The following is a 19945-nucleotide window of genomic DNA, read 5'->3' as shown; positions in this document are numbered from 1 at the left end:
CTTGGGCGACTATCCGGCGCGGTGGCGCGCGACTGCGGCCGCGGCGAGCGCGCGGCACGGGAGCGCGGCGGGGCCGTCGTCACCCGCGACGACGCGCCGCGTCCGGGAGGCGAGTGCGGCGTCGTACAGGCCGAGGATCTCGGCGGCGAGGGCGTCGGGGTCGGCGGCGCCGCTCTCGGCGGCGAGGTTGCGCAGCCGCTCGACGAGCAGGTGGGTGTCGGCGGCGAGCCAGCGGTACGCGGGGTGCTCGGGCTCGGTGACCTCGACCGCGGCGGCGAGGAACGCGCACCCGCGTGTGCTCGTCGCGGTGGGGAAGTCGTCGAGGGCGTCGAAGATCGCGAGGACGCGGGCGTCGGGGTCGTCGCCGCAGCGTTCGAGGGCGGCGTCCCACGTGGCGCGCCACCGCTCGTGGCGGCGCTCGAGGTAGCCCGCGACGAGGTGGTCCTTGCCGGGGAAGTGCGCGTAGAGCGTCGCGGGGGAGACCTCCGCGCGGCCGAGCACGGCGTCGACGCCGGTCGCGGCGATCCCGCGCTCGACGAACAGTTCCTCCGCGGCGTCGAGCAGACGGTCGCGTGCCGTCCCGCGTGCGTGGGTCCGAGGCATGGGACTACTGTAACGATCATTATGCTGAAACGATCGTTACACCCGCGCAGCGCGACGTCGCCGGGCCGTCTCGTGGCCGCGGGGACGAGCCTGATCGCGGTGACCTACGGCGTCGTGCGCTACGGCTACGGGCTCCAGCTGCCCGCGCTGACGAGCGAGCTGGGTCTGTCCTCGGCGCTCGCGGGCGCGATCGCGGCGGGGAGCTTCGCCGCGTACTGCGCGGCCGCGCTGTGGGCGCAGCGGGCGATGGCACGACGGTCGCCCCGGGCCGTCGTCTGGGTCGCGGCGGCTCTCGCGGCGTCGGGCGCGCTCCTGGTCGGCGCGTCCTCGTCGGCGTGGAGCCTCGCGGCGGGCGTGCTCGTCGCCGGCAGTGCCGCGGGCGCCGCCTCGCCCGCGCTCGTCGCCGCCGTCGCGTCCACGGTCGACGCGCGGCGCGCCGGCCGGGCGCAGGCCGTGGTCAACGCCGGGACGGGCGTCGGGGTCGCGCTGGTCGGCGCCGCGACCCTCGCCGCGCCCGACGCCTGGCGGCCCGTGTGGTTCGGCGCCGCGGCGGGTGCGCTCGTCACGGCCGCCGTCGTCGACCGGAGCGCACGCTGGCCGTCAGGCCCCGAGGGCTCGCCGCCGACGGACGACGCCGGCCCTCCCGGGCGGCAGGCCGTCGCACGGCCTCGCGGACCGTTCGTGCGTGCCGGCGTCGCCGCCGCGGTCGCGGGCGTCGGCAGCGCCGCCGTGTGGACGTTCGGCCGCGACCTCGTGACGGTCACGGGCGGTCTGCCCGGGCGCACCTCCGCCGCGCTGTGGTGCCTGCTCGGCGTGGCCGCGGTGCTCGGCGCGCTGAGCGGCGACGCCGTGCGCGTGCTCGGCCTGCGCCGCGCCTGGGTCGTCACGGTGCTGGCGACGGCCGCCGGCACCGCGGCCCTGACGCTCGCGCCCGGCAGCGTGCTCGTCGTGGCGGCCGGGGGCGCCGTCTTCGGCGGCGCGTACACCGCGATGAGCGGCGTGCTCATCGCGTGGGGCGCCGCGCTGCGCCCGCACGCGGCCGGCCGCGCGACCGCCGTCCTCTTCGTCGCGCTCACGGCCGGGCAGGCCGCAGGGGCGCTCGTCACGGGCGGGCTGAGCGACGTCGTCGGCCCGCAGGCGGCCTTCTGGGCGGGGGCGGCGGCCCTCGTCGCCGCGGCCGGGATCGTCCCGACGGCGGCCCCCGGCCCGGGCGGCCCGAGCACCACGACGGCGGGCGGCGCCGGGGAGGGCGGCTACGCGTCGTCGTCCGGTGGCACAGGGCGTACCGGCTCGCCGTCGGGGCCGAGCGGCTCGACGAGCGTGAGGTCCTCGGCGTCGGGGTCGACCCAGCGCTGGTAGCCGGGGCCGGTCCGCGCCGTCTCGAAGCGCACGGCGACGCGGCCGTCGTCGCCGACGCGCACGACCCACCCGCGCCCGTCGGCCGCGGTGACGACGTCGAGCCCGGGCGCGACGTTCGCGGCCGTCGCCCGGACCGGTCCCGAGGGCGACGGCGCGGGCAACGGCACGGCGTCGGCGGGCTCCCCGGCGGCTTCCGCGCGCTCGTCGCCGAGCGGCAGCATGAGCTGCGCGTGCTCGGACAGCGCGTGGAACGCGACCCCGAGGAGCCGGACGGGCTCGGTGACGTCGGCGAGGCGCAGCGCGCGGTGCGCGGCGTCGCGCAGCGCGCCCTCGTCGGCGGTCGGGCGGGGCAGGGTCACGGAACGCGTGAGCGTCGTGAACGACGCGAGCCGCACCTTGACGACGACGGTCCGCGCGGCGACGGCGTGCCGCTCGAGGCGGGCGAGCGCGGCGTCGACCACGGGGTCGAGGGCGGTGGCGATCGCCGCCCGGCCGTGCAGGTCGGTGTCGAAGGTGTGCTCGGCGCCCGCGGACTTCCGCTCGCGCACGGTGGTGACCGGACGGTCGTCCCACCCGCGCGCGATCCGGTACAGGTTCGTGCCGCCCGCCTCGCCCGCGGCGAGGAGCAGCGTGTCGAGCGGCTGCCGGCGCAGGTCCGCGACCGTGCGGACCCCGAGCTCGTCGAGGCGCGCGGCGGACACGGGCCCGACGCCCCACAGCGCGCGCACGGGCAGGTCGAGCAGGAACGCGTCCTCGTCGTCGGCGCCGACCACGCGCACCCCGCCGGGCTTCGCGGCCTCGGACGCGAGCTTCGCGACGAGCTTCGACCGCCCGAGCCCGAGGGACACCGGCAGCCCGCTCAGCTCGCGCGCCCGCTCGCGGATCCGGTGCGCGAGCGCGCGAAGGTCGGTCTCGGGCCCGACCGCGCCCGCGACGTCCGCGAACGCCTCGTCGATGCTCACCGGCTCGACGAGCTCGGTGACCTCGCGCAGCGCGGCCATGATCCGCGCCGAGTACGCCGCGTACGCGGCGAACCGTGGCACGACGACGACCGTCGACGGCGGGCACAGCCGCCGCGCCTGCTCCATGGGCATCGCGGAGCGCGCGCCGTACTGCCGCGCCTCGTACGACGCCGTCGCGACGACGCTGCGCGGACCCACCCCGCCGACGAGCACGGGACGCCCGCGCAGCGACGGGCGCTGGTGCTGCTCGACGGCCGCGAAGAACGCGTCCGCGTCGAGGTGGACGATCGTCGGGCGCGCGCGCAGCACCGGGGCGTGGGGCGCGCGGTCGATGCTCACCGCCCTACTCTGCCCGCCCGGACCGACACGGCGGACCTTCGTTCGGACCCTGGCGTAAACATGCCGCCGCCAGGTAAGTTGCAGGAGACCGAACAAATCCCGGGATCCCCAGCCCGGGCCGAAGAGCAACGAGGCCTTCATGACCGATCGATCGACACCCAGCGTGGCCTCCTCGGGCCGCTCGTCCACCCCCTCCCCGCACGCACCGACCGCCCGCTCGCGCGCGGTCGCGACCACCGCCGTCGTCGGGGCGCTCGCCCTCGCGGCGTCCACCTTCGCCGTGCCCGCCGTGGCGGCACCGCAGCCCGCGGCGAAGCCGACGGCGTCCGTCACCGGGCCGTCGGACATCAACGGGTTCCGCAGCGTCGGCTATGTCATGGCCGACTCGCGCGTGACCCGCGACTTCCACGTGGCCGACCTCGTGCGCACCGGGGCGATCGAGGACCTCACCCACATCAACTACGCGTTCGGCAACGTCACCACCGACCTCGTGTGCGACATCGCCGACGTCCCGGGCGAGGGCGACCCGCTCAACGACTTCGTCGCCGAGGTCCCCGCCGCGGACTCCGTGGACGGCAAGGCCGACAAGCCCGGCCAGGTGCTCGCCGGGAACTTCAACCAGCTGAAGAAGCTCAAGGCCGTCAGCCCCGAGACGAAGATCCTCATCTCGCTCGGCGGCTGGACCTGGTCCGACAACTTCTCGGAGGCGGCGTCGACCCCCGAGGGCCGCACCGCGCTCGTCGACTCCTGCCTCGACCTCTACATCGACGGCGACCTGCCCGTCATCGACGGCAAGGGCGGCCCGGGCGCCGCGGCCGGGATCTTCGACGGCATCGACATCGACTGGGAGTGGCCGGTCACGGGCGGCGAGACGGCCAACGCCCGCCCCGAGGACAAGGAGAACTTCCTCCTCCTCATGGAGGAGTTCCGCGCCGAGCTCGACGCGCGCGGCGCGGCGAACGGGCAGGAGTACCTCCTCACGGCGTTCGCCCCGGCGGGCGGCTGGAACGCGGGCGAGGGCGGCTGGCTCGACCCGCGCCTGTTCGCCGTCGTCGACTTCCTCAACGTGCAGGGCTACGACTTCCACGGCGGCTGGGTCCCGAACCAGACGGGGCACCAGGGCAACCTGCACCCCGACGGCACGCAGAACTGGGGGCTCGGGCTCGACGGCGCGCTCGCCATGTACGTCAACGCGGGCGCGGACCCGTCGCAGATCAACGCGGGCCTCGCCGCCTACGGCCACGGCTGGTACGGCGTCGAGGACGGCTCGCAGGGCTGGCAGCCCGCCGCGGGCTACGTGGGCACCAAGACGTACGCGGAGCTGCGCTCGTTCGACGGCGAGGCGTTCTTCGACCCGGAGATCGGCGCGAGCTGGCTCTACGACGGCGACGAGTGGTGGAGCTACGACGACCCGGCGTCGGTGACGGCCAAGGCCGAGTTCGTCGCGACGCAGGGCTACGGCGGCGCGATGTGGTGGGACCTCTCGGGCGACTACCGCAACGAGCTGGGCGACGCCCTGGGCTCGACGCTGCGCGCGGCGACCCCGGGACCGGGCGTCGCGGCCGAGTGCGCGGCGCCCTGGTACGGCACGGGCGTCTACACGGGCGGCGACGTCGTGTCGCACGAGGGCGCGGAGTACGCGGCCCAGTGGTGGACGCGCAACCAGGAGCCGGGCGCGAGCAACGCCTGGAAGAAGATCGGCCCGTGCGGCACGGCGCCCGCGGTCGAGGTCGCGGACTGCGCCCCGGCGTGGTCGCGCGAGGCCGTGTACGCCGGCGGTCAGACCGTCTCCCGCGCGGGCGTGAACTACCGCGCCCAGTGGTGGACGCAGGGCGAGCTGCCCGGGTCCGTGACGTGGGGCTCGTGGGACCCGGTGGGTCTCTGCGCGTGACCTGACGGTCGGCCGGGCGGTACGCCGCCCGGACCACCCCGGCACGACGACGGCGGGCCCGGTCCTCGAGGCCGGGCCCGCCGTTCGCGTCGGCGGGGTTGGCGCGATCGTCGCGGTCGGCGCGGTGGCGCGAGAGCCCGCGGCGGGCGCGGCGGGCGCGGCAGGCGCGTCAGGTGCGGGAGCGCCGGGAGGCTCAGCGGCGCTCGCGGGTCACGGCGCGCACGTCGCGCCGCAGGTAGTTCCACGCGAGCACGCAGCAGACGACGCCGTTCACGAGGCCCGCGACGACATCGGCCGTGCCGTGCGCCCCCCGGTACAGCCGGGACACCCCGACGCCGAGGGGCACGAGGCAGCACAGGATCGTCACGACGACCCGCAGCACCGGGTGCGTGATGCGCTGAGCGAGCAGCATAAGCGTCAGGTAGAACGCGGCTGACGCGCCGGTGTGGCCCGACGGGAAGCTCGACGTGGGCGGGGCCTCGTCGAGCCGTGAGACGTCGGGCCGCTCGCGCCCCACGACGATCGACGACGTGAGGAAGATCAGCGCCTGCAGCGCGACGGCGAGCGCGGGCACGACGGCGAACCACCACTGCCGCGTCCGCCACCACACGAGCAGCACGGTGAGCAGCGTGCCGCCGATGATGAACTCGGTGGTCCCGATGAGGGACAGCACGTCGGTCACCGCGTCCCAGGTCGGCGTGCGGCGCTCCTCGAACCAGCGGTTCACCGCGACCTCGCCCGGCAGGTCGCCGAGCGGCCCCCGCACGAGGAACCCCGTGGCGACGATGAGCACCCACAGCACCGCGCCGGGCACGAACGCGCGGAGGCCGACGTCGCGCAGCACCTCCTTCGCGGTGGGTCGGGACGTGTCGAGCTCGTAGCGGTGCACGAAGGGATGCATCAGACCTCGATCCTCGGAGCGGACCCGGACGGGGCGGCGGACGCCCACCCGTGGTGGCCGACGGCGGACGCCCCGGCGACGACGCCGCCGAGGAGGAGCCCGCCGACGACGTCGGACGGGTGGTGCACGCCGAGCAGCACGCGGTCGGCGGCGGTGACGAGCGCGAGCACCACGGCCGCCGTCGCGACCGCGGCACGACCGCGACGGCGCAGCAGCGGCCGCACGAGCACCGTGAGGCTCACCCCGACGGCGGCCGCGTTCATCGCGTGACCGGACGGGAAGCTCGTGCCCGGCACCGTGGTCACGACGTCCTCGACGACGGGCCGGGCGCGGCCCACGAGCCCCTTCGCCGCGAGGCCGAGCGCCCACGCGCCCCAGACCGTGCCGGCCGCCCAGGCGGCGCGCACCCCGAGGCCCCGGCGGCGCCAGGCCCACGCGCACACGCCCGTGGCGGCGAGGTTCACCCACCGCGCGGCGAGCGCCTCCTGCCCGACGAGCAGCGCGCGACGCAGCGCCGGGCGCGCGGCCGTGAACCGGGTCGCCGCGGCGACGGTCACGCGGTCGGCCTCGGCGACGACGCCCGACTCCGCACGCACGAGCCACCCGAGCGCGAGCACCGGCACGCTGGCCGCGACCCCGTACGACGCGGCCCGTCCGAGCGCGCGGCGCGAGGTCCGGTCGGCGAGCACCCCCGGACAGTAGCGGCGCCCCCGTGCGCACGCGCGCCAGACGACACCCGCCCCGCGCGCGCACGTCGGGACGGCACCCGCCCCGCCCGCAGGCCAGGACGCGTGCTCGCGCTCGCCCGCCTGCGTCCGCACGCCATGACGACGCCACGCGCGCCCGCACGGAACGGCACGACGTCGTCCCTCGACCGCGACGCCTCGTCGACGCGAGCGGGCGCCCCCCGTCGGACGTCAGGCGGGGAGGGCAGCGACCGCCTCGATCTCGACGAGTGCGCCCGGCCGTCCGAGGCCGACGCGCAGCACGGTCACGGCGGCGGGGTGGGGACCCCACACCTCCCCGACGGCCGCGAACCCCTCCATGAGGTCGGCCTCGGGGTCGAGGTAGACGGCGAGGCGCGCGACGTCCTGCGGGCCGGCGCCCGCCTCGGCGAGGACGGCGAGCACGTTGCGCAGGGCCTGCGCCGTCTGGGCCGCGATGCCGCCCTCGACGATCGCGCCGTCGGCGTCGGTGCCGTTCTGGCCGCCCACGTACAGCGTGCGCCCCGTCTCGACGATCGTGCCCTGCGAGAACGCGGGGTTGCGGTGCAGCCCGGGCGGGTTGAGGTGCGTGACGGTCGGCGTGGTCATCGTGGTCCCTCCTGCGGTCCGGTCCTCGGGCGGTCGACGCTACGCCGCACCTCCGACACGCCCGCGCGCACCGCTCGCCGGGGCGACGGCTGCGCGCCCGACGGGCCGGAGCGGCGTCCGCTGTGTAGGAAGGAGGGGTGAAGCAGTCAGCAGGGCTCGTGCTCTACCGGATCCGTGACGGCGTCGTCGAGGTGCTCCTCGGGCACATGGGCGGCCCGTTGTGGGCGCGCAAGGACGCGGGCGGCTGGACGATCCCCAAGGGCGAGGTCGAACCGGGAGAGGACGATCTGGCCGCGGCGCTGCGCGAGTTCGCCGAGGAGCTCGGGGTCCCCGCGCCCGACGCGGCGGCGCCGGACCTCGACCTGGGCACCGTGCGCCAGCGTGCGGGCAAGCTCGTGTCGGCGTGGGCGCGCGAGGCGGACCTCGACGTCACGGCGATCGCGAGCAACACGTTCGCGCTGGAGTGGCCGCCGCGCTCGGGGCGGATGCAGGAGTTCCCGGAGCTGGACCGTGCGGCGTGGTTCCCGGTCGCGCGCGCCCGCGGGCTCGTCGTCTCCGGCCAGGTGCCGCTGCTCGACCGCCTGGAGGAGCTCGTGGCGGGGCCCGAGGACCGCGCGTCCGGGTCGTAGGCTCCGGGCGTGGCGCTCTACCACTACGGTCTGTCACGGCCGCCGGGGAATCCTCGGCGGCGCCGCGCATACGCCGTCGGGGTGCTGCTGCTCTGCGTGCTGCTCGCCCCGTTCGCGGTCCGGGGTGCGGTCGAGGGCTGGGCCGCGGGCGAGGTCCCCGGGGCGGCGGTGCTCACGCTGCTCGTCGTCCTCTGCCTCGTCGGCGCGGTCGGCGCGGTGTGGGCGCTCGTCGACTCGTTCCGGCGGGCCGGCCCGCGGGACGACGACGGCGGGCCGGGTCAGCCCAGCAGGTAGGGCGCGGCGGCGAAGCCGGCGGCGAGACCGACGAGCACGACGGCGACGGCGGACAGGTGCGAGTGGCGCGCGCGGCTCGCGGTGCGGCGGGCGGCGTCGGTCACGGTGGTCATGGCGGTCCTCTCGTCGGGGTGGTACCAGGGAGAGAGACCGCGCCAGACGCGATCCATGACGCGAAATCGGCCGACCTCGGCGCGATCTGCGTCACACCGCGGCGACCGAAGCGCGCCAACCCTGGTGCAGCATCGTGCACCAGGGTTGGTCGGTTCGCGCGGCGGAGCCCCGACGGCGCCGCCCGGAGGGTCAGGCGCGCAGGATCAGCGCGTCGCCCTGACCGCCGCCGCCGCACAGCGCCGCGGCGCCGATGCCGCCCCCGCGGCGCCGCAGCGCGAGCGCGAGGTGCAGCGCGAGGCGCGCGCCGGACGCGCCGACGGGGTGCCCGAGCGCGATCGCGCCGCCGTCGGTGTTGACGACGTCCGCGTCGATGCCGAGGTCGGCGATCGACTGCAGCGCGACGGCGGCGAACGCCTCGTTGATCTCCACGAGGTCGAGGTCAGCGGCGGAGACCCCCTCGCGCTTCACGGCGGCCTCGATGGCGCGCGCGGGCTGGGAGTGCAGCGAGCTGTCCGGCCCGGCGACCTGGCCGGCGGCGCCGATCTCGGCGAGCCACGACAGCCCGTTGCGCTTCGCGAAGGCGCGGCTCGCGACGACGACCGCCGCCGCGCCGTCGGACAGCGGCGAGCTCGACCCGGCGGTGATGGTCCCGTCCTTCACGAAGGCCGGGCGCAACCGCTCCAGCGCCTCGAGCGTCGTGTCGGCGCGCACCCCCTCGTCGTGCCGGACGACGACCGGCTCGCCCTTGCGCTGCGGCACCTCGACGGGCGCGATCTCCTCGGCGAGGCGGCCGGCGTCGCGCGCCGCGGCGGCCCGCTGGTGCGAGCGCAGCGCGAACGCGTCCTGCTCGGGGCGGCCGATGCCGCGCGTCGCGCAGCCGCGGTCGGTGAGCTCGCCCATGACCTCGCCGCTGAACGGGTCGTTCAGGCCGTCGTGCGTGAGGGAGTCGGCCATCGTGACGTCGCCGAACGCGAAGCCGGAGCGCGTGCCGACCACGAGGTGCGGCGCGTTCGTCATGGACTCCTGGCCACCCGCGACGACGACGCTCGCCTCGCCCGTGCGGACCAGGCGCGCCGCGTCGATGATCGCGGTGAGCCCCGAGAGGCACAGCTTGTTGATCGTCACGGTCGGCACGTCCCAGCCGATCCCGGCGAGGATCGCGGCCTGGCGGGCCGGGCCCTGCTTGGCGCCCGCCTGCACGACCTGCCCGACGACGACGGCGTCGACCTGCTCGGGCGCGACACCGGCCGCGGCGAGCGCGCCCCGGATCGCGTGCGCGCCGAGCTCGGCGGCCGAGAGCGAGGCGAGCGCCCCGCGGAAGCGCGCGAACGGGGTGCGCGCGCCGTGCAGGAGGACCGGGGTGACCTCGTCCTCGGCGGTGACGGCTGCGCCGTCGGGAAGGGTGTCGGTGCTCATGGTGCTCCGTCCGGGAGAAGGCGGGACGCGGGGATCGGGGAGCCCCGGCGCCGCGAGGAGGGGCGAGCGGCGCCGGGGAGCGAGGGGAGGGCGTGCGCCCTCGGGGCGGTCAGACGAACGCGGAGACGCCCGTGATGTCGCGGCCGACGATGAGCGCCTGCACCGACTCGGTGCCCTCGTACGTGTGCAGGGCCTCGATGTCGGCGAAGTGCCGCGCGACGCGGTTCTGGAGCAGGATGCCGTTGCCGCCGAGCAGGTCGCGCGCGCTCGCCGCGACCTCGCGGGCCCCGCGGGTGCACGAGTACTTGGCGAGCGACGCCTGCGGGCCCGTGAGCGTGCCCGCCTCGTCGAGCCGCGTCATCTGCGCGACGAGGAGCTGGAGCTGCGTGATCGTCGAGAGCATGCGGGTGAGGCGCTCCTGGATCATCTGGTTCGCGGCGAGCGGGCGCCCGAACTGGACGCGCTGCTTCGCGTACGCGACTGCGGCCTCGTAGCACGCGACCGCGTGCCCGACGGCGGCCCACGCCACCCCGAGGCGCGTCGCGAACAGCACGCGCGACGTGTCCTTGAACGACCGCGCGCCCGGCAGGGCGTTCTCGGCGGGGACGAACACGTCGTCGAGCACGACGTGCGCCTGCCAGATCGCGCGCAGCGACACCTTGCCGGTGATGGTCGTGCCCGTGTACCCGGGGGTGTCCTGCGGCACGACGAACCCGTGGACCTGGCCGTCGCCGTCGTCGCCGACGAGGCGCGCCCACACCACGGTGATGTGCCCCGACGACCCGTTGCCGATCCACTTCTTCTCGCCGTTCAGCACGTAGCCCTCGACGCCGTCGCGGGTCTCCTTGCGCGCCGTCGTCTCGAGCGAGACGGAGTCCGAGCCGTGGGTGGGCTCGGTGAGCGCGAACGCGCCGAGGATCTCCCCGCGCGCCATGGGCTCGGCGTACCTCGCCCGCTGCTCGTCGGAGCCGAGCATCTGGATGCTGCGCAGCGCGAGACCGCCCTGGACGCCGCAGATCGTCGCGACGGAGCCGTCGCCGCGCGACATCTCCATCGCGGCGAGGCCCGCGGCGAGCAGGCTCACGTGCGGGCGCCCCTCGACGTCGACGCCGTCGCGCAGCAGGTCGAGCTCGCCCATGCGCTTGACGAGGTCGAACGGGACCTCGGCGCGCTCCCAGTAGTCGTCGATGACGGGCAGCACCTCGTCCTGGACGAACTGCCGGACGCGCTGCTGGTGGGCGCGGTCCTCCTCGGTCGCGTCGGCGAACGCGCCGGCGTAGTCGAGGTCGAGCGGCGTCGCGAGGTCGTAGGTGGGCTCGGTGACGCCGGGCATGATCGGGGTGGTGGGCATCGGTGCTCCCCTGGGAGGGCGGCTGCGGTCGGTCGTGCGACCGGCTCCGGCGCGGTGCTCCCGGGTGCGGGCCCGGCGTCGGCGGCGGTCCCTCCCATAGTGCAGCGATACCCGGTCTCAGTCAATCTGAGACGGCGTATCGGCGTCTCTCGCGAGCCGCGCCGTAGGGTCGGGGCATGGTGACCTGGGACGACGACGCCTCGGCGGGCGCGTGGATCGCGCGGCGGCTCGGCGAGTTCGGCCCGACCGTCGACGGGACCGTCCCGCGCGGGTACACCGCGTACGCGGGCGTCGCGCACCCGGGGTGGGACGACGACGGCTCGCTCGTGGCGCAGAGCGTCGCGCTCGCGGCGGCGCTCGCGCCGTTCACGGGGGAGCAGCCCGTGCACCTCGCCCTGTGGACGGGGCACGGCTTCCTCTACGACCACGGCACCGACCCGCGCGCGACGTCGGGCGTCGCGCCGTTCGTGTCGTGGTCGCCGGACGAGCCCCCGCCGAGCCCGCAGGAGCGCGAGCGCGCGCTCGACGAGGCGTGGGCGGCGATCACGGCGACGCTCGTCGAGCGCCCGGCCGCGCCGATGCTCCTGCTCCCGCACCGCGAGTACCACCTGTGGACGGGAACGCTCGCCGACGCCGCCGGGTTCCGTGCGCACGACCAGCCCCCGAACCTGTGGTGGCCCGAGGACCGGTCCTGGTTCGTCGGGACCGAGATCGACGCGGCAGCGACCTACGTCGGCGGGAGCGACGCCGTCGTCGAGGCCCTGTGCGCGGACCCGGCGCTGCGCGCGACCCGGGTCGCGCCGTCGGACCGGATGCTGTTCGACGACTGAGCCGTCAGGCGACCGCCGCGGCGGCCTCCTCGTCGGCCGTCGCGCGACGACGCACGCGCCACCACACGAAGAACCCGACGAGCGTGAACGCGCCGTAGAAGACGTACATGAACGCCGACGCGTAGTACCCGGCGGACAGGAGCAGCGGGACGCCCACGACGTCGACCGCGACCCAGATCAGCCAGAACTCGACCCAGCCCTTGGCCATGCCGTACGTCGCGAGCAGCGAGCCCATGAAGATCCACGCGTCGGCCCACACGGGCTCGTACGACTCCAGCGCGCGGAACACGGGCGTGAGGAGCGCCGTGCCGCCCACGAGCGCGACGACGAGGAACGCGCGCTGACGCCACGACGCCCAGCGCGGCACGACGGCGACGCCGTGGCTGTCCGCGTCGGCGTCCGCGCCGTCGAGCCGCTGCCGGGTCCGGCGCCACTGCACCCACCCGTAGACCGACACGATCACGAACATCACCTGGCGGCCGGCCTGGCCCAGCAGGTTCACGGGGTTGGGCGTCGCGAACACCGCGCCGAGGAACACGGTGAGCAGCAGCAGGTTGCCGACGATGCCGACCGGCCACGCCCACACCTTGCGTCGCATGCCGCCCAGCGCCGACGCCAGGCCGAACCCGTTGCCCACGATCTCGCGCCACAGCAGGTGCTGGTCGCCGATCGTCAGCTGCGCGTCGAACAGCGCGTGGATCAGGTCCATCGGATGTGTCCTCGTCCTCCCGGGCACGCCGGGCTCCGGGGCGAGGGCGGGCGGCGCGCCGGGCCGACCCGACGGCGTCGCTCACCACGGCGGGACGCGTCCCGTGCGCGGGCTCGCCAGGGAGCCCGGCCGAGGACGGCCGCGCCGCACGTGCTTCCTCCCATCCGGACTGTCACCGTCGGTCCCGGAGTTCCACCAGGTCAACCGCGCGTGGGCGCGGGTCGCGGACTGTCACCGCCGGCTCGGAATTGCACCGACCCCGGAGCACGTTCGTGCGTACTGCGTTCTGCAACGGCCGATGCTACCCGCGCATTCCCTTCCCGGGGGAGGCCGTCCGTCCGTCGCGACGTCGGCACGCGCGTCCGAGATCGGCAGTCGGGATCACCGAGCTCGGCAGAATCCGCCGACCTCGGCGCGAGCTGCCGATCTCGCGCCTAGGCGAGGGCGTCGCGCACCGCGCGGGCGACGTCGTCCGCGACGGCCTGGGCGTCCGCGCCGGCGTCGACCACCGTCACGACGACGCGCCGCGCCGCGGGGACGCCGTCGCCGGAGCCGCGCTCGACGGCGGCGTCCTCGGGCGGCCCGTAGCGACCGACGGCGGCGCGGCGCAGGTCGGCGAACGCCTCCTCGAGCTGCGGGCGCAGGTCCTGGTCGGGGGAGCGCAGCCACCGGCGCAGGAGCGCGTTGTGCACCGCGACGACGGACGCCGCGAACGCGATGGACGCGGTCGAGCGCCGCGCGTCGGGCGGGAGCGCGTCGCGCAGGTACGCGGTGAACGCGCGCTCGTAGCGGTGGGTCGTGACGAGCTCACGGTCGCGCAGAGCGGGCACCTGCTGGAGGAGCTGCCACCGGGCGAGCGACGTCTCGCGCTGGCCGACGTGGTGGTCGAACACGAGCCGCGCCGCGCGGCAGACCTCCAGGTACGGGTCGACCGACGGGTCGGGCGTGAGCCGGCCCTCGGCGTCGGGCACGGGGCGGGTCGCCGCGAGCATGACGACGACCTCGTCGAGCAGGAGCTCGTGGTCGGCGAAGACCACGTCCTCCTTGGACCCGTAGCGGCGGAAGAAGGTGGCGCGGCTGACCTGGGCGGCGTCGGCGATCTCCTCGACGGTGGTCTGCTCGTACCCCTTGCGGGTGAAGAGCTCGATCGCTGCGTCGACGGCCTGGGCGTGGGTGCGGCTGCGGACGTCGGTCATGCACCGGACGGTACACCGGTACCGGTCGCTCGCTCCCTCCCGGGCGGCGGCCCCGCCGTCCGCCCGTGCGAGGCTGGGACCATGCCCGACCAGCCCCGCGTGCACGCCATCCACGTCGCGAAGGCGCGCCGGCTGCCGACCCGCGTCGTCGAGGAGGTCGAGGCGGAGGAGGGCAAGGGCCTCGTCGGCGACCGCTACCACGGCTCGAAGCACCGGCACGTGACGATCCAGACGCTCACCGACCTCGCCGACGCGTCCGCCGCGCTCGGTCAGGAGATCGACCCGGGCCTGACGCGCCGCAACGTCACGCTCACCCACGGCGACCTGCCCACGAAGCCGGGCACGTTCCTGCGGATCGGCGACGTCGAGCTCCAGGTGCTCCGCGTCGCCGCGCCCTGCCGGCTCCTCGACGACTGGATCGCGCCCGGGGCGATGCGCGCGATGCACGCGCGCGGCGGGGTCGTGTGCCGGCTGCTCTCGTCGGGCACGATCCGCGCCGGCGACGTCGTCGTGTGGGACGACCCGCCCGACGCTCAGGGCACGAGCCGGTAGAACCGGAAGAAGGCGAAGTCCTCGACGGGCAGCACCTCGACGTCCGCGAACCCCGCCTCGCGCGCGTACCGGCGCAGCGTCGCCGGGCGCATCACGGTCCCGGTGCCGACCGACGGCGGGGACGACAGCCCGTCGGGCAGGCACACGAACAGGCTGTACCCGTACATGACGCGGTCGACGTCGTCGGCGGGCGCGGTGAACTCCTCGCCGACGGCCTCGTCCATGACGACCACGACGCCGTCGGGCCGGACCGCGCGTCGCACGGCGTCGAGCACCGCGACGGGCCGGGGCATGTCGTGGACGCACTCGAATGCGAACGCGGCGTCGAACGGGCGCCCGGCGGGCTCGACGAGCCCGAGCTCCGCGGCGTCGGCGAGGTGGAACGTCACCCGGTCGGCGAGGCCCGCCTCCTCGGCGGCGGCGCGTGCGGCCGCGACCGACGGCCGGTCCACGTCGACGCCGTGCACCACCGCGTCCGGGTAGGCGCGTGCGAGCGCGAGCGTCGACCACCCGAAACCGCACCCGACGTCGACGACGCGCGCGCCCGGCCGGCTCAGCACGTCGTGGACCTCCGGGACGCCGGCGAGCGCGGGCGCGAGCTCACGCTCGAACCAGGGGCGGTTGACGTCCGCCTGGGCCTCGCGCGCGTCGTCCCCGAGCTGCTCCCACGACACGCCGCCGCCCGTGCGGTAGGCGTCGAGCAGGTGGGGGAGCTGCGGCCCGATCGCCCCGACGAAGCGCGCGAGCGGCGCGAGGTACGCGAGCGACGACGTGTCCGCGAGGACCTCCGCGTGCGCGGCGGGCAGGGCGTAGAGGCGCTCGCGGCCCACCGTGGCCGGGTCGGCGCCGACCGCGGGGGCGGCGCCCGGGTCCTCGGCGACGAGGATCCCGCTCGCGGCCTGCTGCTCGAGCCACTCGCGCGCGTACCGCTCGTGGGTGCCCGTGCGCTCGGCGAGCCCGGTGGACGTGAGCGGGCCGCCGTCGGCGAGCGCCCGGTACCACCCGAGGCGGTCGCCCACGTAGACGGCGAGGACGTCGATCGCGCCGAGCGTCGCGGAGAACAGTCGCTCCGCGAACACGTCGGCGTCCGACGGGGCGGGGCCGCTCTCGCGCTGGTCGCCCGGACCCGGGGAGTCGTCGTCTGAGGACACCATCGCAGCCTCCGCCTGACGTTGGCCGGGCGCGTACCGGAGGCAGCGGCGCCCGTGGTTCGACGGTAGACCTCGGCGGGCGCCGCGTCGACGGGTCGAGGGGCTGAAAACCGGGTGCTCGGCGCCGCGCGTCAGCGGCCGAGGAACGCGTTCATCGCGAGGACGGAGAACAGGATCGCGCCGGCCACGACGGCGACCGCGACGAGCCACCCGTTCGCGCGCTCGACCGGCGGGACGTCGGTGCGGCGGGGGCTCGCGTCCCGGGAGCCGCGGCCCCGGCGCGCGATGGACCGCCGGCGGCGCGAGGCGGCGCGGGCGGAGCGCTCGGGGGCCTGGTCGGGGTGCGCGGCGTCCCGGGCGGGGGTGTGGGTCGTCACGGTGCGCCTCCGGTGGTCAGCGGCGCCGCTGCCCGACGCCGTGCCGCCAGTCTTCCCCGCGACCTCCCCCTCGCGCGTCGCCCGTCCGGTGGATCCTGGGGTCCACCGGGGTGCGACCTCCGGATGACGGTCGGTGCCGCCGCGTGGCCCGGGCGAGCGACCGGGCGCCGTCGTGACGGTCAGCGGGGCGCGTTCTCGTGGTAGCGGGGACGCCCGCCGCGTGCGGCGCGCTGCAGGTAGCGGACCTCGCGGAGCGCGACGGCCGCCGCCGCGAGGAGCGGGAACCAGGCCCAGGCGCGGCCCCGCAGCACGAGCACGAGGCACACGAGCGCGACGGCGATCCCGCCGAGGACGGTCCCGACGCTCGCCCAGCGCACCCCGGTGCGGACGTCGTCGGCGCGCTGCCACCAGCGGCGCAGGCGCTCCCCGAGGCCGGGCCGCGGCGCCTGGCCCGGTGCGGCGCTCACGCCCGCTCCTCGGGGGCCGGCGCGACGCCGGGCCGGTCGTCGAGCACGGCGCGGGCGTCGCTCCCGAAGAGGGAGGACGACCCCGCCCCGGTGCTCGCGGCAAGGGACTCCCGCACGCTCGTTCGTGCCGTCACGCGGCCCACGATAGCCCCCCGTCGGCCGGCACCTCACCGCGCGGGAACCGCCGCGAGGCACGGACGGCGGCCCGCTCGCGCGTCGCCCCCTCGCCGCGCGTCCGCGCCACCACCGATGAGTTCGGATGACCGCCGCGGTCCCAGGAACGTCAGGTGTGGACGACGGCGGCCGGCGTGCCGACCGCGGAGGGGAGCGCGGCATGGGCAGGGTGACGTGCGACGTGTCGGTGTCGGCGGACGGGTTCTCGTCCCGGCCGGACCAGACCCTGGAGCACCCGTTCGGCGAGGGCGTGGACCTGCACCGGTGGATGTTCGAGACCCCCGACGAGAACGCGGCCGAGCTCGAGGCGATCCTCGCGGCCGGCGCGTTCGTCATGGGACGCAACATGTTCACGCCGGGGCGCGGCGAGTGGGACCTCGACTGGACGGGCTGGTGGGGCCCGGAGCCGCCGTACCACGGGCCCGTCTTCGTCCTCACCCACCACCCGCGCGAGCCGGTCGTCATGGACGGCGGGACGACGTTCTTCTTCGTCACCGACGGCATCCGGTCCGCCGTCGCGCAGGCGCGCGAGGCGGCCGGCGACCGCGACGTCGCGATCGCGGGCGGTGCCGCGACGATCAACCAGGCGCTCGCGGCGGGCCTGCTCGACGAGCTGCGGCTGCACGTCGTGCCCCAGGTCCTCGGCTTCGGCGACCGCGTGCTCGACGGCGTCCCACCCCTCGCGCTCGAGACCGTCGCCGTACGCGCGGCGTCGCTCGTCACGCACGTGACGTACCGCGTGGTGGGACCGCTCGGCTGAGCGGCCCGCGCCTCAGCCGACGACGGCGAGCAGGAGCGGCGCCGCCACGACGAGCACGACGACCGACCCGACGGCCAGGACCTGACGCCACGGCCCGGCGTCGTGCGGCGCGCCCGACGACCGGGCGCGCGTCCGCTCGGTCCACGCGGAGCCGTCGTACCAGCGCTCGCTCCCCGAGCCCGGTGCGTCCGCGTACCACCCCGCCGCTGCCTTGCGCACGTCGCCTCCTCGCGTCCGGTCCCGTCGGCCCCTCCGCAGAGACCTGTGTCACGGCGCCCCTGTCTCTTTCACGCGGCAGCACGCCGGGAGGTCCCGCGCGCCGCGGGGCGGTCGGCTCAGGCCGACGACGTCCCCGTCGCGAGGCCGCGGACCTGCGCGGCGCCGTCCGTCGCGATCCGCTCGAAGACCCGCTCGTCGGCGGCGAACTGCGTGCCGGGGATCGGCTGGTGCACGACGATCTCGGTGATCCCCACCTCGGCGTAGCCGTGCGCGGTCTCGACGAACGCGTCGACGGACTCGAGCGCGGGATCGGGCGTGAAGCCCGTGAGCAGGATGCGCTCCACCGACCCCGGGTCGCGACCGGCGTCGCGGCACGCGGCGTCGAGCCGCTCCACCTGGTCGCAGACGGCGGCCCGCGACTGCGCCGGGGTCGCGTCGTCGGCGAGGCGGCCCTCGCCCGTCGTGACCCAGGCCTGCCCGTAGCGTGCCGCGAGCCGCAGGCCGCGCGGGCCCGTCGCGGCGATCGCGAACGGCACCCGGGGCGACTGGACGGGGCCGGGGATGGTCCGCGCCTCGTGCGCCCGGTAGTGCCCCTCGTCGTGCGTGACGGCGGGCTCGGTGAGCAGGCGGTCGAGCAGGACCGTGAAGTCGCGCAGCCGGTCGGCGCGCTCGCGGGCGGACCACGGCTCGCCGCCGAGGACGGTCGCGTCGAAGCCCGTCGTCCCGGCGCCCAGTCCGACGGTGACCCGCCCGCCCGAGAGGTCGTCGAGCGTCATGACCTCCTTCGCGAACGTCACCGGCTCGCGGAAGTTCGGCGACGACACGAGCGTGCCCAGCCGCACCCGCTCGGTGACGCCCGCCGCGGCGGCGAGCGTCGGGACCGCGCCGAACCACGGGCCGTCGCGGAACGACCGCCACGAGAGGTGGTCGTACGTGTACGCCGCGTGGAACCCGAGGTCGTCGGCGGCCCGCCAGACCTCCCGGCCCTCGCGCCACGGGTAGATCGGCAGGATCACGGTGCTCACGCGCATGGCCGCCAGCCTAGGGTGGGGGCGTGATCCAGCACACCGTCGCCTTCCGCCTCGTCCACCCCGCCGGCAGCGCGGAGGAGGCCGAGTTCCTCGGCACCGCGCGCCGCACGCTCACCGCGGTCCCAGGCGTGCGGGACTTCACGGTCTCGCGCCAGGTCAGCCCGAAGAGCCCGCTGACGTTCCAGTTCTCCATGGTGTTCGACGACGACGCCGCGTACGCCGCGTACGACGCCCACCCGGACCACCGCGCGTTCGTCGCCGACCGCTGGGTGCCCGAGGTCGCGGAGTTCCAGGAGCTCGACCTGGTGCCCGTCGCCGACTGAGCGCCGCACCCGGGCCTGGCCGGTGCGTGTGGCAGGGTGACGGCATGACCCAGATCGACCTGCGCATCTTCACCGAGCCCCAGCAGGGCGCCTCGTACGACGACCTCCTCGCCGTCGCGAAGGCCACCGAGGACCTCGGCTTCGACGCCTTCTTCCGCTCCGACCACTACCTCGTCATGGGCGACGGCGACGGGCTGCCCGGCCCGACCGACGCCTGGACGACCCTCGCCGGCCTCGCGCGCGAGACGAGCCGCATCCGTCTCGGCACGCTCGTGTCGTCGGCGACGTTCCGCCACCCCGGGGTGCTCGCGATCCAGGTCGCGCAGGTCGACCAGATGTCGGGCGGGCGCGTCGAGCTCGGCCTGGGGGCCGGCTGGTACGCGCAGGAGCACGCGGCGTACGGCATCCCGTTCCCCGAGAAGCGGTTCGGGATCCTCGAGGAGCAGCTCGCGGTGATCACGGGACTGTGGGAGACGCCGGTCGGCGAGACGTTCTCGTTCGACGGCGAGCACTACACCCTCACCGACTCGCCGGCGCTGCCGAAGCCCGCGCAGGAGCGCGTGCCCGTCATCGTCGGCGGCCACGGCCCGCGCCGCACGCCGGCGCTCGCCGCGCGGTTCGCCAGCGAGTACAACGCGGCGTTCCCCGACCCGGGCGTGCTGCCCGAGCGGTTCGAGAACGTGCGCGCCGCGTGCCTCGACGCCGACCGCGACCCCGACTCGCTCGTGTACTCGGCGGCGTTCGTCGTCGCGGTCGGCAAGGGCGAGGCGGAGTTCCGCCGCCGCGCCGACGCGATCGGCCGCGAGCCCGACGAGGTGCGCCGCAACGGCCTCGCGGGCACGGTGAGCGAGGTCGCGGACAAGATCGCCGCCGCGGCCGAGCAGGGCGCGACGCGCTTCTACCTCCAGGTCCTCGACCTGCACGACCTCGACCACCTCGACCTCATCGCGAGCGAGGTCGTGCCGCAGCTGCCCTGACGCGATC

General features: G+C 76.1%; 25 protein-coding genes and 1 riboswitch. Of the genes, 9 read left to right on the top strand and 16 right to left on the bottom strand.

Going from position 1 to position 19945, the window contains the following annotated elements; translation table 11 throughout:
• Positions 1 to 9: 9 nt before the first annotated feature.
• Entirely contained in the window at positions 10 to 603 is a 594-nt protein-coding gene (locus GYH36_RS11290) for a TetR/AcrR family transcriptional regulator (RefSeq protein ID WP_162289884.1), read from the bottom strand.
• A 21-nt stretch (positions 604 to 624) separates the two neighbouring features.
• On the opposite strand from GYH36_RS11290, the gene GYH36_RS11285 reads away from it, so the two are divergent.
• Positions 625 to 1962 (top strand): YbfB/YjiJ family MFS transporter, encoded by a 1338-nt coding sequence (locus GYH36_RS11285; protein WP_162289883.1) that lies wholly within the window; start codon positions 625 to 627, stop codon positions 1960 to 1962.
• On the opposite strand, the gene GYH36_RS11280 is transcribed toward GYH36_RS11285, so the two are convergent.
• Positions 1857 to 3263 carry a DNA polymerase IV gene (locus tag GYH36_RS11280; protein ID WP_162289882.1) on the bottom strand — a complete coding sequence of 469 codons (1407 nt, stop codon included), beginning with the start codon at positions 3261 to 3263 and terminating at the stop codon, positions 1857 to 1859. The genes GYH36_RS11285 and GYH36_RS11280 overlap by 106 nt on opposite strands.
• A gap of 139 nt (positions 3264 to 3402) precedes the next feature.
• Between GYH36_RS11280 and GYH36_RS11275 the strand changes: the two genes are divergently transcribed.
• The gene (locus GYH36_RS11275; protein ID WP_115943290.1) at positions 3403 to 5154 is read left to right on the top strand and encodes a glycosyl hydrolase family 18 protein; all 1752 of its coding nucleotides are present in this window, start codon (positions 3403 to 3405) and stop codon (positions 5152 to 5154) included.
• A 193-nt stretch (positions 5155 to 5347) separates the two neighbouring features.
• On the opposite strand, the gene GYH36_RS11270 is transcribed toward GYH36_RS11275, so the two are convergent.
• From GYH36_RS11270 to GYH36_RS11260, 3 genes are all read right to left on the bottom strand, one after another.
• Positions 5348 to 6055 (bottom strand): phosphatase PAP2 family protein, encoded by a 708-nt coding sequence (locus tag GYH36_RS11270; RefSeq protein ID WP_024841648.1) that lies wholly within the window; start codon positions 6053 to 6055, stop codon positions 5348 to 5350.
• On the bottom strand, positions 6055 to 6744 hold the full coding sequence (locus GYH36_RS11265) for a phosphatase PAP2 family protein (protein ID WP_162289881.1): 690 nt from the start codon (positions 6742 to 6744) through the stop codon (positions 6055 to 6057). The genes GYH36_RS11270 and GYH36_RS11265 overlap by 1 nt, the downstream gene beginning before the upstream one ends.
• 228 nt (positions 6745 to 6972) lie before the next feature.
• Positions 6973 to 7368 (bottom strand): RidA family protein, encoded by a 396-nt coding sequence (locus GYH36_RS11260; protein WP_115943287.1) that lies wholly within the window; start codon positions 7366 to 7368, stop codon positions 6973 to 6975.
• A 137-nt stretch (positions 7369 to 7505) separates the two neighbouring features.
• On the opposite strand from GYH36_RS11260, the gene GYH36_RS11255 reads away from it, so the two are divergent.
• Positions 7506 to 7997 carry an NUDIX hydrolase gene (locus GYH36_RS11255; protein WP_162289880.1) on the top strand — a complete coding sequence of 164 codons (492 nt, stop codon included), beginning with the start codon at positions 7506 to 7508 and terminating at the stop codon, positions 7995 to 7997.
• An 81-nt stretch (positions 7998 to 8078) separates the two neighbouring features.
• Entirely contained in the window at positions 8079 to 8291 is a 213-nt protein-coding gene (locus GYH36_RS11250) for a hypothetical protein (RefSeq protein ID WP_024841652.1), read from the top strand.
• On the opposite strand, the gene GYH36_RS20060 is transcribed toward GYH36_RS11250, so the two are convergent.
• The 3 genes from GYH36_RS20060 to GYH36_RS11240 form a co-directional block, all read right to left on the bottom strand.
• Positions 8276 to 8404 (bottom strand): hypothetical protein, encoded by a 129-nt coding sequence (locus GYH36_RS20060; protein WP_256891154.1) that lies wholly within the window; start codon positions 8402 to 8404, stop codon positions 8276 to 8278. The two genes, GYH36_RS11250 and GYH36_RS20060, sit on opposite strands and share 16 nt — an antisense overlap.
• Before the next feature lie 190 nt (positions 8405 to 8594).
• On the bottom strand, positions 8595 to 9821 hold the full coding sequence (locus GYH36_RS11245) for an acetyl-CoA C-acyltransferase (RefSeq protein WP_162289879.1): 1227 nt from the start codon (positions 9819 to 9821) through the stop codon (positions 8595 to 8597).
• A 109-nt stretch (positions 9822 to 9930) separates the two neighbouring features.
• On the bottom strand, positions 9931 to 11172 hold the full coding sequence (locus GYH36_RS11240) for an acyl-CoA dehydrogenase family protein (RefSeq protein WP_024841654.1): 1242 nt from the start codon (positions 11170 to 11172) through the stop codon (positions 9931 to 9933).
• A gap of 176 nt (positions 11173 to 11348) precedes the next feature.
• On the opposite strand from GYH36_RS11240, the gene GYH36_RS11235 reads away from it, so the two are divergent.
• On the top strand, positions 11349 to 12002 hold the full coding sequence (locus GYH36_RS11235; protein WP_162289878.1) for a hypothetical protein: 654 nt from the start codon (positions 11349 to 11351) through the stop codon (positions 12000 to 12002).
• Positions 12003 to 12006: 4 nt separating this feature from the next.
• Here GYH36_RS11235 and pnuC read toward each other — a convergent pair whose 3' ends face one another.
• The gene (gene pnuC, locus GYH36_RS11230; protein WP_024841656.1) at positions 12007 to 12711 is read right to left on the bottom strand and encodes a nicotinamide riboside transporter PnuC; all 705 of its coding nucleotides are present in this window, start codon (positions 12709 to 12711) and stop codon (positions 12007 to 12009) included.
• Between the two features lie 147 nt (positions 12712 to 12858).
• Positions 12859 to 12982, bottom strand: a riboswitch (FMN riboswitch).
• A gap of 163 nt (positions 12983 to 13145) precedes the next feature.
• A complete protein-coding gene (locus GYH36_RS11225; RefSeq protein ID WP_024841657.1) occupies positions 13146 to 13907 on the bottom strand; it encodes a TetR/AcrR family transcriptional regulator in 762 nt (253 codons plus the stop codon).
• Between the two features lie 81 nt (positions 13908 to 13988).
• Between GYH36_RS11225 and GYH36_RS11220 the strand changes: the two genes are divergently transcribed.
• Positions 13989 to 14459, top strand: a complete 471-nt coding sequence (locus tag GYH36_RS11220; RefSeq protein ID WP_162289877.1) for an MOSC domain-containing protein — start codon at positions 13989 to 13991, stop codon at positions 14457 to 14459.
• Here the strand turns inward: GYH36_RS11220 and GYH36_RS11215 are convergent.
• From GYH36_RS11215 to GYH36_RS11200, 4 genes are all read right to left on the bottom strand, one after another.
• Positions 14441 to 15610: an SAM-dependent methyltransferase gene (locus GYH36_RS11215; protein ID WP_312028598.1), complete on the bottom strand. Its 1170-nt coding sequence runs from the start codon at positions 15608 to 15610 to the stop codon at positions 14441 to 14443. The two genes, GYH36_RS11220 and GYH36_RS11215, sit on opposite strands and share 19 nt — an antisense overlap.
• A 131-nt stretch (positions 15611 to 15741) precedes the next feature.
• Positions 15742 to 15987, bottom strand: coding sequence for a hypothetical protein (locus GYH36_RS11210; protein WP_162289875.1), 246 nt, complete (start codon positions 15985 to 15987; stop codon positions 15742 to 15744).
• Positions 15988 to 16166: 179 nt separating this feature from the next.
• Complete coding sequence (locus tag GYH36_RS11205) at positions 16167 to 16454, bottom strand: hypothetical protein (protein WP_024841661.1); 288 nt, start codon at positions 16452 to 16454, stop codon at positions 16167 to 16169.
• Positions 16451 to 16588: a hypothetical protein gene (locus tag GYH36_RS11200; protein WP_162289874.1), complete on the bottom strand. Its 138-nt coding sequence runs from the start codon at positions 16586 to 16588 to the stop codon at positions 16451 to 16453. Before GYH36_RS11200 ends, GYH36_RS11205 begins: the two co-directional genes overlap by 4 nt.
• A 200-nt stretch (positions 16589 to 16788) precedes the next feature.
• Between GYH36_RS11200 and GYH36_RS11195 the strand changes: the two genes are divergently transcribed.
• Positions 16789 to 17388, top strand: a complete 600-nt coding sequence (locus tag GYH36_RS11195) for a dihydrofolate reductase family protein (RefSeq protein ID WP_115943793.1) — start codon at positions 16789 to 16791, stop codon at positions 17386 to 17388.
• Between the two features lie 12 nt (positions 17389 to 17400).
• Here GYH36_RS11195 and GYH36_RS11190 read toward each other — a convergent pair whose 3' ends face one another.
• A complete protein-coding gene (locus GYH36_RS11190) occupies positions 17401 to 17607 on the bottom strand; it encodes a DUF2510 domain-containing protein (RefSeq protein WP_024841663.1) in 207 nt (68 codons plus the stop codon).
• A 116-nt stretch (positions 17608 to 17723) separates the two neighbouring features.
• Positions 17724 to 18638 (bottom strand): LLM class flavin-dependent oxidoreductase, encoded by a 915-nt coding sequence (locus GYH36_RS11185; RefSeq protein WP_162289873.1) that lies wholly within the window; start codon positions 18636 to 18638, stop codon positions 17724 to 17726.
• Between the two features lie 23 nt (positions 18639 to 18661).
• On the opposite strand from GYH36_RS11185, the gene GYH36_RS11180 reads away from it, so the two are divergent.
• Together GYH36_RS11180 and GYH36_RS11175 are read left to right on the top strand one after the other, a co-directional pair.
• Positions 18662 to 18961 carry a Dabb family protein gene (locus tag GYH36_RS11180; RefSeq protein WP_024841665.1) on the top strand — a complete coding sequence of 100 codons (300 nt, stop codon included), beginning with the start codon at positions 18662 to 18664 and terminating at the stop codon, positions 18959 to 18961.
• 53 nt (positions 18962 to 19014) lie between these two features.
• Entirely contained in the window at positions 19015 to 19938 is a 924-nt protein-coding gene (locus GYH36_RS11175) for an LLM class F420-dependent oxidoreductase (protein ID WP_162289892.1), read from the top strand.
• The last annotated feature ends 7 nt before the right edge of the window (positions 19939 to 19945 follow it).

The sequence above is a fragment of the Cellulosimicrobium composti genome (assembly GCF_010287905.1).
In the GTDB taxonomy this organism is placed as follows: Bacteria; Actinomycetota; Actinomycetes; order Actinomycetales; family Cellulomonadaceae; genus Cellulosimicrobium; species Cellulosimicrobium composti.
Note: the sequence above shows the minus strand (reverse complement) of the source record. Positions and strands in the feature narration are given on the sequence as shown.

Bases quoted from the DNA above. Each gene is read 5' to 3' on its own strand.
- GYH36_RS11245 (WP_162289879.1), bottom strand. From the start codon at position 9,821: ATGAGCACCGACACCCTTCCCGACGGCGCAGCCGTCACCGCCGAGGAC.
- GYH36_RS11260 (WP_115943287.1), bottom strand. From the start codon at position 7,368: ATGACCACGCCGACCGTCACGCACCTCAACCCGCCCGGGCTGCACCGC.
- GYH36_RS11240 (WP_024841654.1), bottom strand. From the start codon at position 11,172: ATGCCCACCACCCCGATCATGCCCGGCGTCACCGAGCCCACCTACGAC.
- GYH36_RS11195 (WP_115943793.1), top strand. From the start codon at position 16,789: ATGGGCAGGGTGACGTGCGACGTGTCGGTGTCGGCGGACGGGTTCTCG.
- GYH36_RS11285 (WP_162289883.1), top strand. From the start codon at position 625: ATGCTGAAACGATCGTTACACCCGCGCAGCGCGACGTCGCCGGGCCGT.
- GYH36_RS20060 (WP_256891154.1), bottom strand. From the start codon at position 8,404: ATGACCACCGTGACCGACGCCGCCCGCCGCACCGCGAGCCGCGCGCGC.
- pnuC (WP_024841656.1), bottom strand. From the start codon at position 12,711: ATGGACCTGATCCACGCGCTGTTCGACGCGCAGCTGACGATCGGCGAC.
- GYH36_RS11235 (WP_162289878.1), top strand. From the start codon at position 11,349: ATGGTGACCTGGGACGACGACGCCTCGGCGGGCGCGTGGATCGCGCGG.
- GYH36_RS11225 (WP_024841657.1), bottom strand. From the start codon at position 13,907: ATGACCGACGTCCGCAGCCGCACCCACGCCCAGGCCGTCGACGCAGCG.
- GYH36_RS11220 (WP_162289877.1), top strand. From the start codon at position 13,989: ATGCCCGACCAGCCCCGCGTGCACGCCATCCACGTCGCGAAGGCGCGC.
- GYH36_RS11290 (WP_162289884.1), bottom strand. From the start codon at position 603: ATGCCTCGGACCCACGCACGCGGGACGGCACGCGACCGTCTGCTCGAC.
- GYH36_RS11185 (WP_162289873.1), bottom strand. From the start codon at position 18,638: ATGCGCGTGAGCACCGTGATCCTGCCGATCTACCCGTGGCGCGAGGGC.
- GYH36_RS11270 (WP_024841648.1), bottom strand. From the start codon at position 6,055: ATGCATCCCTTCGTGCACCGCTACGAGCTCGACACGTCCCGACCCACC.
- GYH36_RS11275 (WP_115943290.1), top strand. From the start codon at position 3,403: ATGACCGATCGATCGACACCCAGCGTGGCCTCCTCGGGCCGCTCGTCC.